Origin of the sequence: Saccharopolyspora sp. CA-218241, from assembly GCF_050954615.1 — a bacterium.
Classification (GTDB): domain Bacteria; phylum Actinomycetota; class Actinomycetes; order Mycobacteriales; family Pseudonocardiaceae; genus Saccharopolyspora; species Saccharopolyspora cebuensis.
Window position 1 is genome coordinate 4,955,105 of sequence record NZ_CP191860.1, and the last position, 16,159, is coordinate 4,971,263.

At 75.9% G+C, this 16,159-nt stretch carries 14 protein-coding genes; 7 read left to right on the top strand and 7 right to left on the bottom strand.

Translation table 11 applies throughout. From position 1 onward, the window contains the following. The first annotated feature begins 21 nt into the window (after positions 1 to 21). From cofD to ACQP0T_RS23560, 3 genes are read left to right on the top strand one after another with little or no spacing between them, the layout of a single operon-like run. Positions 22 to 1,020, top strand: coding sequence for a 2-phospho-L-lactate transferase (cofD, locus tag ACQP0T_RS23550; protein ID WP_433870013.1), 999 nt, complete (start codon positions 22 to 24; stop codon positions 1,018 to 1,020). Continuing rightward, a complete protein-coding gene (locus tag ACQP0T_RS23555; RefSeq protein ID WP_433870014.1) occupies positions 1,017 to 2,357 on the top strand; it encodes a coenzyme F420-0:L-glutamate ligase in 1,341 nt (446 codons plus the stop codon). Before cofD ends, ACQP0T_RS23555 begins: the two co-directional genes overlap by 4 nt. Further along, positions 2,354 to 2,914, top strand: coding sequence for an NUDIX hydrolase (locus ACQP0T_RS23560; RefSeq protein ID WP_433870015.1), 561 nt, complete (start codon positions 2,354 to 2,356; stop codon positions 2,912 to 2,914). The genes ACQP0T_RS23555 and ACQP0T_RS23560 overlap by 4 nt, the downstream gene beginning before the upstream one ends. Before the next feature lie 133 nt (positions 2,915 to 3,047). Here the strand turns inward: ACQP0T_RS23560 and ACQP0T_RS23565 are convergent, their stop codons facing one another. Continuing rightward, positions 3,048 to 3,959 (bottom strand): DNA-3-methyladenine glycosylase family protein, encoded by a 912-nt coding sequence (locus ACQP0T_RS23565; protein ID WP_433870016.1) that lies wholly within the window; start codon positions 3,957 to 3,959, stop codon positions 3,048 to 3,050. Between the two features lie 58 nt (positions 3,960 to 4,017). After that, positions 4,018 to 5,088 (bottom strand): sugar phosphate nucleotidyltransferase, encoded by a 1,071-nt coding sequence (locus ACQP0T_RS23570; RefSeq protein WP_433870017.1) that lies wholly within the window; start codon positions 5,086 to 5,088, stop codon positions 4,018 to 4,020. A gap of 253 nt (positions 5,089 to 5,341) precedes the next feature. On the opposite strand from ACQP0T_RS23570, the gene ACQP0T_RS23575 reads away from it, so the two are divergent. Then, entirely contained in the window at positions 5,342 to 5,611 is a 270-nt protein-coding gene (locus ACQP0T_RS23575; protein ID WP_345358579.1) for a hypothetical protein, read from the top strand. A gap of 133 nt (positions 5,612 to 5,744) precedes the next feature. Here ACQP0T_RS23575 and ACQP0T_RS23580 read toward each other — a convergent pair whose 3' ends face one another. From ACQP0T_RS23580 to ACQP0T_RS23590, 3 genes are all read right to left on the bottom strand, one after another. Further along, complete coding sequence (locus ACQP0T_RS23580; RefSeq protein WP_433870018.1) at positions 5,745 to 6,617, bottom strand: glycosyltransferase; 873 nt, start codon at positions 6,615 to 6,617, stop codon at positions 5,745 to 5,747. 67 nt (positions 6,618 to 6,684) lie between these two features. Continuing rightward, positions 6,685 to 7,815, bottom strand: coding sequence for a glycosyltransferase family 4 protein (locus ACQP0T_RS23585; RefSeq protein ID WP_345358761.1), 1,131 nt, complete (start codon positions 7,813 to 7,815; stop codon positions 6,685 to 6,687). Between the two features lie 122 nt (positions 7,816 to 7,937). Beyond that, a complete protein-coding gene (locus ACQP0T_RS23590) occupies positions 7,938 to 9,041 on the bottom strand; it encodes a glycosyltransferase family 4 protein (RefSeq protein WP_433870019.1) in 1,104 nt (367 codons plus the stop codon). A 43-nt stretch (positions 9,042 to 9,084) separates the two neighbouring features. On the opposite strand from ACQP0T_RS23590, the gene ACQP0T_RS23595 reads away from it, so the two are divergent. The 3 genes from ACQP0T_RS23595 (at position 9,085) to ACQP0T_RS23605 (ending at position 13,664) form a co-directional block, all read left to right on the top strand. Then, positions 9,085 to 9,999 (top strand): glycosyltransferase family 2 protein, encoded by a 915-nt coding sequence (locus ACQP0T_RS23595; RefSeq protein WP_433870020.1) that lies wholly within the window; start codon positions 9,085 to 9,087, stop codon positions 9,997 to 9,999. Between the two features lie 85 nt (positions 10,000 to 10,084). Beyond that, the gene (locus ACQP0T_RS23600; RefSeq protein WP_433870021.1) at positions 10,085 to 12,604 is read left to right on the top strand and encodes a glycosyltransferase; all 2,520 of its coding nucleotides are present in this window, start codon (positions 10,085 to 10,087) and stop codon (positions 12,602 to 12,604) included. Next, positions 12,597 to 13,664: a glycosyltransferase family 4 protein gene (locus ACQP0T_RS23605; RefSeq protein ID WP_433870022.1), complete on the top strand. Its 1,068-nt coding sequence runs from the start codon at positions 12,597 to 12,599 to the stop codon at positions 13,662 to 13,664. The genes ACQP0T_RS23600 and ACQP0T_RS23605 overlap by 8 nt, the downstream gene beginning before the upstream one ends. 287 nt (positions 13,665 to 13,951) lie before the next feature. Here ACQP0T_RS23605 and rfbD read toward each other — a convergent pair whose 3' ends face one another. Further along, positions 13,952 to 14,866: a dTDP-4-dehydrorhamnose reductase gene (gene rfbD / locus ACQP0T_RS23610; RefSeq protein ID WP_433870023.1), complete on the bottom strand. Its 915-nt coding sequence runs from the start codon at positions 14,864 to 14,866 to the stop codon at positions 13,952 to 13,954. Then, positions 14,863 to 15,849, bottom strand: a complete 987-nt coding sequence (gene rfbB / locus ACQP0T_RS23615) for a dTDP-glucose 4,6-dehydratase (RefSeq protein ID WP_433873823.1) — start codon at positions 15,847 to 15,849, stop codon at positions 14,863 to 14,865. Before rfbB ends, rfbD begins: the two co-directional genes overlap by 4 nt. Positions 15,850 to 16,159 lie beyond the last annotated feature (310 nt).

The following is a 16,159-nucleotide window of genomic DNA, read 5'->3' on the forward strand; positions in this document are numbered from 1 at the left end:
GCGCGTGCGAGGATCGGAGCCGTGAAGGTCGTAGTTCTGGTCGGCGGCGTCGGCGGCGCCCGCTTCCTCCTCGGCGTGAAGGCGGCGCTGGGCCTGCCCCCGGTGGGCGAGCCCGCGCAGCCCTCGGAGCACGAGATCACCGCCGTGGTCAACGTCGGTGACGACGCCTGGATGCACGGGTTGCGGATCTGCCCGGACCTCGACACCTGCATGTACACCCTGGGCGACGGGATCGACTCGGCGAAGGGCTGGGGACGGCTCGACGAGACCTGGTCGGTCAAGGACGAGCTGGCCGCCTACGGCGCCGAGCCGAGCTGGTTCGGCCTGGGCGACCGGGACATCGCCACCCACCTGGTGCGGACCCGGATGCTGCGCGCCGGGTACTCGCTGTCGGCGGTGACCGAGGCCCTGTGCGACCGGTGGCGGCCCGGCGCGGCGCTGCTGCCGGTCACCGACGACCGGGTGGAGACCCACGTCGCGATCGAGGACCCGGCCAGCGGCGAGCCGCGCGCGGTGCACTTCCAGGAGTGGTGGGTGCGCTACCGGGCCGAGCCCGAGGCGGGCGCGATCGTGCCGGTGGGCGCCGACGAGGCCGCGCCGAGCCCGGCGGTGCTCGCCGCGCTCGCCGAGGCCGACGTGGTGCTGGTGGCGCCGTCGAACCCGGTGGTCAGCGTCGGCACGCTGCTCGCGGTCCCCGGTTTCCGGGACGCGCTGCGCTCCGGGCCCGCTCCCGTGGTGGGGCTGTCCCCGATCGTCGGCGGCCGACCGCTGCGCGGGATGGCCGACGCCTGCCTGCGCGCGATCGGCGTGGACAGCACCGCCGAGGCGGTCGCCGCGCACTACGGCGCGCGGAGCGCGGATGGCATCCTGGACGGCTGGCTGGTGCACTCCGGCGACACCGCCGAGGTCCCGGGCGTGGCGGTCCGCGCGGTGCCGCTGCTGATGTCCGATGTGGACGCCACGGCCGAGATGGCGCGGGCCGCCTTCGAGCTGGCCGGGCTGCCGGGAGGGGACCGATGAAGGATCACGCCGCCGCCGGGCTGGCGCTGCACGCGGTCACCGGGCTGCCCGAGTTCGGGGCGGGCGACGACCTGGCCGCCGCCATCGCCGCCGCCGCGCCGTGGCTCGACGACGGCGACGTCGTGGTGGTCACCAGCAAGGTGGTGTCCAAGGTCGAGGACCGGATGGTGCCCGTCCCGCCCGACCCGGAGGAGCGCGACCGGGTGCGGCGCGAACTGGTGCTCGCCGAGTCCACCTCGGTGCTCGCCCGGTTCCGGCGGACCCTGATCACCGAGAACCGGCTCGGCATCGTGCAGGCCGCCTCCGGCGTCGACGCCTCGAACGTGCCGCGGGACCGCATCGCGCTGCTGCCCGAGGACCCCGACGCCTCCGCGCGGCGGCTGGTCGACGGGCTGGCCGCGCGGCTGGGCGTGCGGGTCGGGGTGGTCGTCACCGACACCATGGGCCGGGCCTGGCGCAACGGCCAGACCGACGTGGCGATCGGTTCCGCCGGGCTGCGGGTGCTGCACGGCTACGCGGGCAGCACCGACGCGCAGGGCAACGAGCTCGCGGTCACCTCGGTCGCCGTCGCCGACGAGATCGCCGGGGCCGCCGACCTGGTCAAGGGCAAGCTCGGCGGGGTCCCGGTGGCGGTGCTGCGCGGGTTCACCGCCGAGGACGACGGCTCCACCGCGCGGGACCTGGCCCGCCCGGCCGCGGAGGACCTGTTCCGGATGGGCACCCGGGAGGCCCTCCAGCAGGGCCGCCGGGAGGCGGTGCTGGTGCGCCGCTCGATCCGCTCGTTCAGCGACGAACCGGTGGACCCGGAGGCGCTGCGGCGGGCGGTCGGCGCCGCGCTGACCGCACCGGCACCGCACCACACCCGGCCGGTGCGCTTCGTGCGGCTCCGCAACCGTCCACTGCGGACGAAGCTGCTGGACGCGATGCGCACCGCCTGGCTGGACGACCTGCACGGCGACGGGATGGACGAGCACGCCGCGCGGCGCCGCACCGCTCGCGGCGGGCTGCTCTACGACGCCCCCGAGGTGGTGCTGCCGTTCCTGGTGCGCGAGGGCGCGCACGACTACCCCGACCAACGGCGGTCCGCGGCCGAGGAGCGGATGTTCACCGTGGCCGGCGGCGCGGCGGTGCAGGGGCTGCTGGTGGCGCTGGCCGCCGAGGAGCTGGGCTCCTGCTGGGTGTCCTCGACGCTGTTCTGCCCCGACGTGGTCCGCGGCCAGCTCGACCTGCCGGACTCCTGGGAGCCGCTGGGCGCCGTCGCGATCGGGCACCCGGCCGAACCCGCCTCCGGCCCCCGGCCGCCCCGGGACCTCGACGAGGGGTGGGTGGAGCTGTGACCGGCGCGCTGAGCGCGGACGCCCGCGCGGTGCTGCGGGACTGGGCGCCGGAGGGCCCCGAGCAGAGCTCGTTGCGGCACGCCTACCTGGGCCTGCTGGCGGCCCGCCCGGACGACGCGTGCCTGCGCGCCTGCGAGCCCGGGCACCTGACCGCCTCGGCGGTGCTGTTCGACGCGGCAGGCGAGCACGTGCTGCTCACCCTGCACCCCAGGGTCGGGCTGTGGTTGCAGCTCGGCGGGCACTGCGAGCCGGAGGACCTTTCGCTGGCCGGGGCCGCGCTGCGCGAGGCCACCGAGGAGTCGGGGATCGACGGGCTGGTCGTCGACCCGGACCCGGTGCACCTGGAGGTCCACCCGATCACCTGCTCGCTGGGCGTGCCCACCCGGCACTTCGACGTCCGCTTCGCGGTCCGCGCGCCGGCGGGGGCCGAACCCCGGCGCAGCGACGAGTCCCTGGACCTGCGCTGGTGGCCGGTGGGCGCCCTCCCGCCGGAGTCCGGCCTCGAACCGATGGTCGCGGCCGCCCGCGCCCGGCTGACCGCGCAGCGGGACGGCTGAGCAGCTCCGGGCGGTTCTGAGGACCGCTTCCGCCAACGGTGCGCGTGGCGGTGCCGGTGGCCGCAGCGGCCTTCTCAGTTCCGGAACTGCTCGGCGTTGCACCAAGCACGGCGGCGGCTGAGGTTCCGCCGGCTCACATCGCCCGGTAGTCGCGGGCGGGCATCCTGGGGCCGTACCGCGGCCGCCCGGCCCCGGCCGCGATCAGGCAGCGGACGGCCCGGTGCCGGTGGCCCGCGTAGGGCTCCAGGGCGGCCAGCATGCCCTCGTCGTCGGCGGGGCGGCCGGTGAGCGCCAGCCCCACGATGGTGGGCAGGTGGTAGTCGCCGACGCTGACCGCGTCCGGGTCGCCCCAGGCGCGCTGGGCGATCTCGGCGGCGGTCCACGGTCCGATGCCCGGCACCTTCCGCAGCAGCTCGCGCCCGGCGGTGCCGCGCAGCTCGGCGGCCCGCTCCAGGCTTCCGGCGACCGAGGCCGCCGCGAGCAGGGTGCGGCGGCGGGCGCCGTCAACCCCGGCGCGGTGCCACTCCCAGTCGCGGACGGCCCGCACCCGCTGCGCGTCCGGCGGCACCCGCAGCCGGTCGGGGGCGGGGCCGGGCGCCGCGGCGCCGAAGCGGCGGGCCAGCTCCCGCCAGGACCGCCACGCCTCGCGGCCGGTGACCTTCTGCTCCAGCACCGCGGCCAGCAGCACGTCCCACACCCGGCCGGTCGCGCCCAGCCGCATCCCCCGGGACAGGTGCCTGCCCCGGGCGACCACGTCGTGCACGGGCTCGAACCCGGTGTCGTCGTCGGCGGCGCCGAGCAGGTCGGGCACCCCGTCGAGGACCCGGGCCGCACCGGGCCCCCAGGCGGTCGCGACGACCTCGCCGCCGGCGGCCTCGCGCAGGCGCAGCGTCGCCGGACCGGCGGTCGTGGTGGTGCCCCACCAGAGGCCGTCCGGCCCGGCCAGGAAGGTCGGGTCGCCGCTGCCCCGGCGCAGCGGCGCCAGCACCCGCTCCAGGTCGAGCGGGTACGGCGGCAGCCACGTCCGGGTCCGTTCAGCGTCCATCGGGTCCTCTCCGAGCCGGAGCCGCCCGCCGGCGCGCGGGGCCGGGAGGGGCTCCTGATCAGTCCGCCGAGAACCGCACGCCGCCGGGGGGCAGTTCCACGCCCGGCCACACGCGCAGCCCGTCGAGCAGTTCGCAGCCGGCGCCGATCGTCGCGCCGTCGCCGACCACCACGTCGCGCAGCACCGCGCCCGGACCCACCACGGCCCCGGCACCGAGCACGCTGCGCTCCACCACGGCGTCCGCGCCCACGCGCGCGCCGTCGAACAGGGTCGACCCGTCGACGCGGGCCCCCGCTTCGACCGTACAACCCGCACCGACGGTGCTCCCACCGCGCGCCACCGCGTCCGCCGCCACCTCGGCCCCGGGCAGCAGCAGCGCCTCACCCGGCTCGCCCGGCAGCGCCGCGGAGGGCACCACGCCGCGCACCAGGTCGGCCGAGCCGCGCACGAACGCCGCGGGCGTGCCCATGTCCAGCCAGTACGAGGAGTCCACGAAGCCCGCCACCCGGGAGCCGTCGGCCAGCAGGCCGGGGAAGGTCTCGCGCTCCACCGACACCGGCCGCCCGGCGGGGATGGCGTCGATCACCTCGCGGCGGAACACGTAGCAACCGGCGTTGATCTGGTCCACCGGCGGGTCGTCGGTCTTCTCCAGGAAGGCGGTGACCCGGCCGTCGGCGTCGGTCGGCACGCAGCCGAAGCGCCGGGGGTCGTCCACCCGCACCAGGTGCAGGGTGACGTCGGCCGCATCGGCCCGGTGCGCCGCGAGCAGCGCGCCGAGGTCGACGCCGGAGAGGATGTCGCCGTTGAACACGAGCACGTCGGGCGCGCTGAGCCGGTCGGCGACGTTGCGGATCGCCCCGGCGGTGTCCATCGGCTCCTCCTCGACCACGTACTCCAGGTCCAGGCCCAGCTCCGATCCGTCACCGAAGTGCTCGGCGAACACCTCCGCCTTGTAGGAGGTGCCCAGCACCACGTGCCGGACCCCGATCGCGCGCAGCCGGGACAGCAGGTGGCTCAGGAACGGCACTCCGGCGGTGGGCAGCATCGGTTTCGGCGCCGACAGGGTCAGCGGGCGCAGCCGCACCCCCTTGCCGCCGACCAGCACGACCGCTTCGGCATCGGTGGACATCGGGACGGCTCCTCCTCGCGCTTACCATGACGAAAACCCATTGGGGGAATACTCTGGCAGGGGCCACGTCATAATGGACGGCGGGGCCACCTCGTGGGGGCCGAACGCCCGACCCGATGCCCAGACCTTGCGGACACCGACCCGGCGACTGAGAGGGCTTCCTTATGGACCCGCGCCATCGAGCCGACGAAGCACTTGCTCGCGCGCGGGCACGCAGCGCGTTCGTCGTCACCCCGACAACGCCACCTCCCCGATGGATGCCGCGAACACCGTCCGCATACCGCGCTCCGTGGTCGGCGCCGCCGAGGAGGCGCAGCACCCGGACACCACGCAGGTGCTGCCGAACTCCGCGCCGCCCCAGCAGGTCCAGCAGCCGCAGGCCCCGCAGGCACCGCCGCAGCAGCAGACCGGCTGGCCGTCCCAGGACTACGGGCAGCTCCCGCCGAACCCGTACCACGCCCAGCGCGGCCCGGACGAATTCGGCCCCCTCGGCTCCGCACCCCAGCACTACCCCCAGTACTGACCAGCGAGGAACGCCCTCGCCGATGGCCTGCGTGGCGGTGCGGGTGGCGGAACCTCAGCGGTGCCGGTCGCGTGCCTCACCGCACGCGGCCCCGCCGCATTCCGGAAGGCCCCTAACGCCTGGCCTCACCCCATCAGGTCTTCGCCGAGCGGGTCTCCAGCTTGGCGCGCGCCGACAGGGCGCCGCGCAGCGCGAGGCGCAGCGGGGCGTTGACCGGGCCGGGGTGGCGGTCGGCGAGGTAGCGGTAGGCGCTGCGGTGGTGCTCGGCGAGCATCCGCCCGGAGGCGCTGCTGGTGGAGGCGCCGCCGATGTGCATCACCCGGGCGCTGGGCACGTACACGTTCCGCCACCCGGCGCGGGCGAGCCGGTCGCCGAGGTCGACGTCCTCGAAGTACATGAAGTAGCGCGGGTCGAAGCCGTCGACCGAGTCGAACGCCTCGCGGCGCAGCAGCAGGCAGGACCCGGACAACCAGCCCGCCGCGCGCTCGGTGATCTCGGCCTCGGACTGCCGGTACTCCCGGGTCCACGGGTTGGCCGGCCAGACCTTGCCCAGCAGCGCGTGCCCGGCGCCGCGCCCGAGCGAGGGCAGCAGCCGGGCGGACGGGTAGACCGCGCCGTCGGGTTCGGTGATCAGCGGCCCGAAGGCACCGCCGCGCGGCCACCGGCCCGCCGCCGCGAGCAGCTCGTCCAGCGAGCCCTCGCCCCACTCCAGGTCGGGGTTGGCCACCACCACCCAACCGCATTCCGGGCCGAGCGCGGCGACGCCCCGGTTGGCACCGGCGCCGTAGCCGAGATTGCCGCCGGTGGGCAGGAATTCGACGTGGTCGTGGGCTGCGGCGGCCTGCTGCGGCGCCTGGTCGGTCGATCCGTTGTCGGCGAGGACCACCCGCACCGACCGCTCGGTGGCGGTGGCCAGGGTGTCGAGGAAGCGTTCCAGCGTCTCGCCCGGCGAGTAGGTCACGGTCACGACGGCGAGCTCATCGCCATAGGTGCGCACGTCGGTCACCCGGTCGATTCTGCCGTCCGGCGGGTGCCCGCCCGGACGGAGGTCCTCGCCGGTTCCGGTCGGGCGCTCAGCGGGTGCGGCCGTGCAGGTCGTGGGCGCGCTCGTAGGCGGCGCGGTGCCGCACGGCGCACGCCGCCCAGGTGAATTCCTTGGCCCGCCGCTGCGCCGCCTCGGCCAGCGCGGCGCGCCGGGCGGGGTCGTCGAGGAGCTCGGCGAGCGCGGTGGCGATCGCGCCCTCGTCGACACCGCCGTAGGCGACCGCCTCGCCGCCGACCTCGGGCAGGCTCAGCCTGCGGGTGGTGAGCACCGCCGCCCCGCACGCCATCGCCTCCAGCACCGGCAGGCCGAAGCCCTCGCCGATGCTCGGGTAGGCGACGACGTCGGCGCCGCCGAGGAATCCGGCGAGCTGGTCGAACGGCAGGTACCCGGCGCGGATGACCCGGAAGCGGTGCGGCACCGCTTCCAGCGCCCGCTCCACCCGGGTGTCCCAGCCGGGCTGCCCGGCCAGCACCAGCGCGGGCGGGTCGGGGCGGCCCAGGCAGGCGAGGGTGAAGCCGCGGATCAGCGCGGGCACGTTCTTGCGCGGTTCCAGCGCGCCGAGGAACGCCACGTAGGGCTGGTCGCGGAGCTGGAGCCGCTCGCGGACGGCGCGGATCTCCTCCGGCGCGGGCGGGTGGAACCGGTCCGGGTCGACCCCGTGGTACATCACGTGCATCGCGCGCCGGTCGGCCCCCGCGGTGCGGGCGAGCTCCGCGGCGGTCGCCTGGCTCGGCACCGCGCACAGCGTGGCCCGGCGCAGCGCCGCGCGGGTCCACGCCCGGAAGAACCGCGCCTTGACCGGGGAGTGCAGCGCCGGGTCGGTGAAGAACGTCGCGTCGTGCAGCGTCACCACGGAGGCGACCGGGTTGGCCAGCGGCGTGGTGTAGTGCGGCGAGTGCAGCACGTCGACGCCGAGGCGGCGGACCAGGCGGGGCAGCGTGGTCTGCTCCCAGGTGAGCCGGGCGGTGCGGGTCGCCACCGCCTCGGCCGCCGGGACGATCCGGGAGCGCGGGGCGAGCGCGTGGTACAGCTCGGCGTCGCGCGGCTGGCACGCCACCGCGATCCGGGCGCCGTCGGCGTCCAGCGCGGCCAGCAGGGAGTCCACGTACCGGCCGACGCCGCCCCGGTCCGCGGGGACCGCGGTGGCGTCGATCAGGATTCGCGGATCACCTCTGCGCACCCGAGCAGGGTACGGAACGACCGGGAGCGGCCGGGCACGTTCCGGTGAAAACGGTCGCCGCCCACCGGCCCGGATCCGACCATGCCGGATGAAGGCGCCCCTCACTCAGTGTGAACGTCGCCGGTGTGCAGGTGCCAGACGGCGCGGGCGGTGCGCTCCCAGTCGAAGTCCGCCGCGCGGCGGCGGCCCCGCTCGGCCGCCCCGGCGCGGACCTCGGGGTCGGTGGCCCGGCGCAGCGCGGCGGCCAGCGCCGCCGGATCACCGCGCGGCACGGCGAAGCCCGCGCCGCCGACGACCTCCACCAGGGCCGGGGCGTCGGAGTGCACGACCGGGACGCCCAAGGCCATCGCCTCCAGCGCCGGGAGCCCGAACCCCTCGTCGAGGCTGGGCACCGCCAGCGCGGTGGCGCGGCGCAGCAGGACGGCGAGGTCGGCGTCGTCGACGGCACCGAGCAGCCGCACGTCGGCGCCGTGCTCGGCGGCCAGCGCGGGCACGTCGAGCCCGCCCCAGCCCGGCGAGCCGACGATCAGCAGCGGCAGGTCGCGCTCGGGCAGCAGGCCCATCGCGGGCACCAGGTGCTGGTAGCCCTTGCGCGGTTCCACGGTGCCGACGGCGAGCACGTAGCGGGGCGGCAGGTCCGGCAGCCGACCGGGGTCGGGTTCGGCGAGCAGCGACGGCGGGACGCCTTCGCCGATGACGTGCACCGGTGGCGCCCAGTCGGCCGGTATGCCGGGTACCCGGTGGGCCAGTTCGGCGGCCACCGCGCGGGTGGGCACCACCAGCGCGTCGGCGTGCCGCGCGGCCCGCCCGATCATCCGCCGGTGCCACCCGGCGCCGCGCCGGGTCAGCGTGTCCGGGCAGGTCCACGGGACCGCGTCGTGCACGGTGACCACCAGGCGGCGACCCCGGCGGCGGGGCGGGGCCAGCGGGGTCGGGGCGTGCACCGCGTCCCCGCCGGGCCACAGCGGGACGCCGCGCTCCCAGGCCGCGATCAGCCCGCGGCGCGGCAGCGGGAGCACCCGGGGACCCCGCACCCCGGGCACCTCGGCGGCGCCGGGATCACCGGAGCGGCTGACCGCGCTGCTCAGCTCCCAACCCGGCGGGGCGAGGCGGGCCATCGCGCGCAGCAGTTCGCGGGTGTAGCGGCCGGTGCCACCGGGGACCGGGGCGACCAGCTGCTCGGCGATCACGACGAGCTCGGGCACCGGCCCAGCCTGCCACGCCCGGTGCCCGCTACCGTCGTCGGTCGTGACGACGGCACGCAGCACCGTGGTGGTGGTGACCTGGCGCGGGGCGCGGCACCTGACGGCCTGCCTGGACGCGCTGGCCGCCCAGCGGAGCCCGCACCGGGCGCTGGTGGTGGACAACGGCTCCACCGACGGCACCGCCGAGCTGCTCGCGGCGCACCCCAGCGCCCCGGAGGTGCTCCGGCTGCCGGTGAACGCCGGTTACGCGGGGGCGATGGCGGTCGCCCTCCACCGGGTGCGCACGCCGTTCATGGCCTGGCTCAACGACGACGCCGCGCCCGACCCGGGCTGGCTGGGCGCGCTGGAGGCGGCGCTGGACCGGGACCCGGCGGCCGCCGCGGCCTCGTCGGTGCTGCGCGCCCCGAACGGGCGGGTGCAGTCGTCGGGGGTGCGGCTGACCGCCGACGGGCACGGCGCCGACGTCCCGGGGGCGACCGAGGTGTTCGGCTTCTGCGGCGGGGCCGCGCTGCTGCGCACCGAGGTGCTGCGGGCCGCGGGCGGCGTTCCCGCGCACTACTTCTGCTACTACGAGGACACCGACACCGCGTGGCGGTTCCGGCTGGCCGGTCGCTCGGTGGTCGCGGTCCCGGACGCGACCGCCGTGCACCTGCACGGGGCGAGCAGCGCTCCGGGGTCGGCCCCGTTCCACCGCTGGAACGAGCGCAACCGGCTGCTGACCCTGCTGCGCTGCGCCCCCGCGCGGGTGGCGGCGCGGGAGCTGGCCCGGTTCGCCGCGATCACCGCGGCGCTGCCGCTGCGCCGCGCGGTGCCGGACGCGGCGAACTTCCGGGTGCCGCTGCGGCTCCGGGTGCTGGCGGAGGTGCTGCGCGGGCTGCCCGCCGCGCTGCGGGTCCGCCGCACCGCGGGCGACGCCCGGGCGCGGGCCCGGGTCTGGCGCGACTGGGCGGGTCGCTGAGCCACCCGCCGGATGCGCGCCCGTCGGGTGCACCCGCCGGATGCGCCCGTCGGATGCACAGGGTGCGGCCCCGCGCGATCACCTGATGGTGCAGGCTTGGGGCATGGCCGAGCAGCTCCCCCTCGTGTCGGTGATCGTGGTCAACCACCGCGGCGCCGACGACACCATCACCTGCGTGCGCGCGGTGCGCGACGAGCTCGACTACCCGGCGGAGCTGCTGGAGGTGATCTGCCTCGACAACGCCTCCGGGGACGGCAGCGCGGACCGGATCCGGGCCGCCGCGCCGGACGTGCGGGTGATCGAGTCCGCCACCAACACCGGGTTCGCCGGCGGCTGCAACGCCGCGGCGGAGCAGGCCACCGGGCAAGTGCTGGCCTTCCTCAACAACGACGCCAGGCCCGACCGCGCGTGGGTGCGCGCCGCGGTGGCGGTGCTGCGCGGCGAACCGACCGTGGGCGCGGTGGCCAGCAAGGTGCTGGACTGGGACGGGCAGCGGATCGACTTCGTCGACGGCGGGCTGACCTGGTTCGGCATGGGCTACAAGCGGCACGCGGGCGAGCTCGACGACGGTTCCCACGACGCCGCCCGCGACGTGCTGTTCGGCACCGGTTCGGCGCTGTTCGTGCGCGCCGAGCTGTTCACCGCCCTGGGCGGCTTCGACGATCGCTACTTCATGTTCTACGAGGACGTCGACCTCGGCTGGCGGCTGAACCTGCGCGGCTGGCGGGTGCGCTACGAGCCGAGGTCGCTGACCTACCACCGGCACCACGCGTCGATGGCCGAGGTCGGCGACGCCCGCGAGCACTACCTGCTGGAGCGCAACGCGCTGGCCACCCTCTACAAGAACGTCTCCGACGAGACGCTGGCCAAGGCGCTGCCCGCGGCGCTGGCGCTGGCGGTGCGGCGGGCCACCGCGCGCGGCGAGGTCGACCCGACGCAGCTGGAGATCACCCGCCGCCCGGACGGGCCGGACGACGCCTCCCCGGTGCCGGTGGACCGCAGCGCGCTGGCCGGGATGCTGGCCATCGACCAGTTCGTCGAGCTGCTGCCGTCGCTGAAGCGCTCCCGGGAGCAGGAGCAGCGCGACCGCGTCCGCAGCGACACCGACCTGGTCCCGCTGATGCGCAAGGCGATGGAGCCCGCCTACCCGCTGCCCCGCTACCTCGCGGCGCACGACGCGCTGGTCGAGGCGTTCGAGCTCGACGAGGTCTTCGGCCGCCCGCGCCGGATCGCGGTGATCACCGGGGACGCGGTCACCGAGCGGATGGCCGGTCCGGCGATCCGCGCCTGGCACATGGCCGAGGTGCTGGCCGCCGAGCACGAGGTGCGGCTGGTCAGCGTCAACTCCAGGGTCGACGCGCCGGACGCGGCGTTCCCGGTGGTGGCCTCGACGCAGCGCGAGCTGCCCGGCCACGTGGAGTGGGCCGACGTGGTGATCCTGCAGGGGCACGTGCTGGAGATGGTGCCCGCGCTGAAGAAGCTCGACTCCACCACCGTCGTGGTCTGCGACGTCTACGACCCGATGCACCTGGAACTGCTGGAGCAGGGCCGGGACACCGACGACGAGCGGCGCGCGGCCGACCTCGCCGGGGTGACCAAGGTGCTCAACACCCAGTTGCGGCGCGGGGACTTCTTCCTGTGCGCCTCGGAGCGGCAGCGGCACTTCTGGCTCGGCCACCTGGCCTCGCTGGGCAGGCTGACCCCCGGCCTCTACGACGACGACCCGACGGTGCGCTCGCTGCTGTCGGTGGTGCCGTTCGGGCTGCCCTCGGTCGCGCCGCGCCGCACCGGCCCGGCGATCAAGGGGGCGCAGCCGGGCATCGACGCCGACGACAAGGTGATCCTGTGGGCGGGCGGCGTCTACAGCTGGTTCGACCCGCTGACGCTGCTGCGCGCGGTGTACCGGCTGGCCCAGGACCACAACGACGTCCGGCTGTTCTTCCTCGGCATGAAGCACCCGAACCCGGACGTGCCGGAGATGGGCATGGCCGACCGGACCCGGGCGCTGGCGCGGGAGCTCGGCATGACGGGCAAGACGGCGTTCTTCAACGAGACCTGGGTGCCCTACGCGCAGCGGCAGAACTTCCTGCTGGACGCCGATTGCGGTGCCACCACGCACTTCGAGCACGTGGAGACCACGTTCGCGTTCCGCACCCGGGTGCTGGACTACCTGTGGTCCGGGCTGCCGGTGGTGACCACCGACGGCGACTCGTTCGCCGACCTGGTGCGCCAGGAGCGGATCGGCGTCGTGGTCCCCGCCGAGGACCCGGCCGCGCTGGCCGAGGCGCTGGAGAAGGTGCTCTACGACGAGGAGTTCGCGGCGGGCTGCCGGGACCGCATCGAGGCGGTGCGGGAGCGGTTCACCTGGGAGTCGGTGCTCGCCCCGCTGACCGCGTTCTGCCGCGATCCGCGTCCGGCGGCCGACCGGCTGCGGGCCACCGCGCCGCTGGTGCGCAGCGCCCCGCTGCTGCCCGGCGAGCGGGTGCGGCGGGACCTGTCGCTGGTGCGCGAGTACCTCGACGCGGGCGGGCCGCTGGAGGTCGCCCGGCGGGCCACCGGCCGGTTGCGGCGGCTGGCCGCCGACCGGCTGCCCGGCCGTGGCTGAACCCGCGGTCGTCGTCGACGGCACCCCGCTGCTCGGGCGGCGCACCGGCATCGGCCGCTACACCGCGTGCCTGCTGGCCGAACTCGCGGGCACGGTGCCGCTGCGGGTGATCGGGCTCACGGCGCGCGGCCGGGCCGCGCTGCCCGGGCTGGTCCCGCCGGGTGCCCGGGTGGTCGGGCCGCCGGTGCCGGCGCGGGCGTTGCGCGCGTGCTGGCGCCGGCTGCCGCTCCCGCCGGTCGAGCTGCTCGGCGCGGTCGGCGACGTGGTGCACGGGACGAACTTCGTGCTGCCGCCGTCCCGCTCCCCCGGCGTGCTCACCGTGCACGACCTGGCGTTCCTGGACGATCCGGCGCTGGCCGAACCGGACCTGCCCGCGCTGGTCCGGCGCTCGGCGCGGCGCGCCGCGGTGGTGTGCACCCCGACCGCCGCGGTCGCCGAGGTGGTGCGGACCCGGCTCGACGTGCCCGCCGAGCGGATCGCGGTCACCCCGCTGGGCGTGGACCCGGCGTGGTCGTCGGCCGCGCCGCTGGACGCCGAGGCCCGCGCCCGGCTCGGCGTTCCCGGCCAGTACCTGCTGTTCGTCGGGGCCGGGGGATCGCGCAAGGGCCTGCCGGTGCTGCTGCGGGCGCTGTCGGCGGACCTGCCGCCGCTGGTCGTCGCGGGCCCCGCCGCCGCGGGCGAGCTCACCGCACCGGACGGTGCGGTGACGCGGACCGGCTACCTCGACGACGACGTGCTGCGCGGGCTGGTCGCCGGGGCCGCCGCGCTGGTGCTGCCGTCCCGCGACGAGGGCTTCGGGCTGCCCGCCCTGGAAGCGCTGGCCTGCGGCGTCCCGGTGGTGTGCTCGGACGTCCCGGCGCTGCGCGAGGTCACCGGCGGGCACGCGGACCTGGTCCCGCCCGGGGATCCCGAGGCGCTGCGCGAAGCCCTGCGCACCGCCGCGGCCCGGCCCCGCGACGCCACCTCCGACGCGGCGCGGCGCGCGCACGCCGCCGGGTTCACCTGGCGCGCCTGCGCCGAAGCCACCCGCGCCGCCTACCACCGCGCAGCCCGCACCTGACCCCCGACGTGAGTGAGGGGCACCCTTGTCCCGGTTGCGGGGCGTTTCAGAATGCGGCGGAGCCGCATGCGGTGAGGCACGCAACCGGCACCGCGGCCCGTGCTCGGACGTGACCGCTCAGCGGTCTTCTCGCGAGGACAGCGCCGACGCCGTGCACGTCGTGGGTACATCAGGAGGCGATCGGCGCAGCGAGGGGACCGCTGAGGTTCCGCCACCCGCACCGCCACGCAGGCCATTGGCGAAAGCGGTCCCTACTCGGACGAGGGTGCCCCTCACTCAGTTCACCGTCAGGTGGTGAGCCTGGGGTCCTGCTCGAAGGCTGCGGCGAGGGCTTCGCGCCAGGGGCGCAGCGGGGTGAGCCCGGCGTCGCGCCACGCCCGGTCGGACAGCACCGAGTAGGCCGGGCGCGGGGCGGGTCGCGGGAAGTCCGCGGTGCCGCACGGGCGGACCCGTTCCGGGTCGCTGCCCAGCTCGGCGAAGATGGCGCGCGCGAACTCCCACCAGCTCGCCGAACCGGTGTTGGTGCAGTGCAGCACCGGCTGCCGCGGGCCGTCGCGCCGCGCCGCCCGCTCGGCGAGTTCGACCAGCCCGGCCGCCAGGTCGGCGGCCCACGTCGGGGAGCCGATCTGGTCGTCGACCACGGACAGCTCCGGGCGTTCGGCGGCCAGCCGCACCATGCTTCGCACGAAGTTGGCCCCGCCGCCGCCGTAGACCCAGGCGGTGCGGACGACCCAGGCGGGCGCGGCGGAGTCGAGCACGGCGCGTTCCCCGGCCAGCTTGGTGCGGCCGTAGGCGGTGCGCGGCGCGGCGGGCGCGTCCGGCTCGTACGGCTCGGTGGCCGTCCCGTCGAAGACGTAGTCGGTGGACACGTGCAGCAGCGGCACGCCGCTGCCCGCGCACGCCGCGGCCAGCAACCGCGGACCGGTCGCGTTGATCCGCTCGGCGGCCCCGGCGTCGGACTCGGCCGCGTCGACCGCGGTGTAGGCGGCGGCGTTGATCACCACCGGGCGCAGCCGCGCGTCCCGGGCGGTCTCGGCGAAGGAGTCCACCGCGTCGGCCACGGCGCCCTCGTCGGTCACGTCGAGCTCGCGCGAGCCCGGGGCGTGCGCCAGCCACCCGGACCGCTGCTGGACGAGCCGCTTCAGCTCCCCGCCCAACTGCCCCCGACCGCCGGGCACCAGGACCGCGAGCCGCCCGCTCACCCGGCGACCGCCTGCGCCTTCAGCGGTTCCCACCAGTCGCGGTGGGTCGCGTACCACTCGACGGTCTCGGCGAGGCCGGTCTCGAAGTCGACGACGGGCCGGTAGCCGAGCTCCTCGGCGATCTTGCCGTGGTCCACCGAGTAGCGCCGGTCGTGGCCCTTGCGGTCCGGGACCTCGCGGACCAGCGACCAGTCCCGGCCGGTGGCGGCGAGCAGCCGTCCGGTCAGCTCCCGGTTGGTCAGCTCGGTCCCGCCACCGATGTTGTAGACCTCACCGGGACGACCGGATTCGGCGACGAGCTGGACGCCCCGGCAGTGGTCGGTGACGTGCAGCCAGTCGCGCACGTTGAGCCCGTCGCCGTAGAGCGGCACCTCGATCCCGTCGATCAGGTTGGTGACGAACAGCGGCAGCATCTTCTCGGGGAACTGGTAGGGCCCGTAGTTGTTGGAGCAGCGGGTGACGCACACCGGCAGCCCGTGGGTCCGGAAGTACGCCCGCGCCAGCAGGTCCGAGCCCGCCTTGGCCGCCGAGTACGGCGAGTTCGGCTCCAGCGCGTGCTCCTCCGGCCAGGAGCCGGTGTCGATGGACCCGTAGACCTCGTCGGTGGAGACGTGGACGAACTTGCCGACGCCGGTCTCCAGCGCCGAGTTCAGCAGGGTGTTGGTGCCCAGCACGTTGGTCACCACGAAGGCGTCCGCGCCGTCGATGGAGCGGTCCACGTGGCTCTCCGCCGCGAAGTGCACCACCACGTCGGTGCCGGTCATCAGCTCGCGGGTGAGCTCGCGGTCGCAGATGTCGCCGCGCACGAAGCGCAACCGCGGGTCGTCGGCGACCGGATCCAGGTTCTTCTCGTTGCCCGCGTAGGTGAGCTTGTCCAGCACCACGACCTCGGCGCCGGCGAACGCCGGGTACGCCCCGCCGAGGAGCTGCCGCACGTAGTGCGACCCGATGAAGCCGGCGCCGCCGGTGACCAGAATCCGCATTCCGCCCCATTCCAGCTCGTCACGACCGCGCATCCGGGCGACCGCGTGCGAAGTCTGACACGGCCGGGTGCGGTCCGCGCGCACCCCCGGGTCGCGAACCGGCGCGCGGAGTGCGAGACCCTATGAATGATCTCACCACTCTTACCGGGACCTCACCCGAGGCATAAGGATCACCGCTAGCCTGCACATCGAACACGAGCAAAATCACTCGCGAAGGTGTAACGCCCGGCGTGCCAAGGAGGATCAGGCGTGGAGGACCGGCCGAGGTGGCCAGGGGAACCTGGCCGACCCGTCCCGCCCCGCGGGCCAC

Bases quoted from the DNA above. Each gene is read 5' to 3' on its own strand.
- ACQP0T_RS23555 (WP_433870014.1), top strand. From the start codon at position 1,017: ATGAAGGATCACGCCGCCGCCGGGCTGGCGCTGCACGCGGTCACCGGG.
- ACQP0T_RS23565 (WP_433870016.1), bottom strand. From the start codon at position 3,959: ATGGACGCTGAACGGACCCGGACGTGGCTGCCGCCGTACCCGCTCGAC.
- ACQP0T_RS23570 (WP_433870017.1), bottom strand. From the start codon at position 5,088: ATGTCCACCGATGCCGAAGCGGTCGTGCTGGTCGGCGGCAAGGGGGTG.
- ACQP0T_RS23575 (WP_345358579.1), top strand. From the start codon at position 5,342: ATGGATGCCGCGAACACCGTCCGCATACCGCGCTCCGTGGTCGGCGCC.
- ACQP0T_RS23600 (WP_433870021.1), top strand. From the start codon at position 10,085: ATGGTGCAGGCTTGGGGCATGGCCGAGCAGCTCCCCCTCGTGTCGGTG.
- rfbB (WP_433873823.1), bottom strand. From the start codon at position 15,849: ATGCGGATTCTGGTCACCGGCGGCGCCGGCTTCATCGGGTCGCACTAC.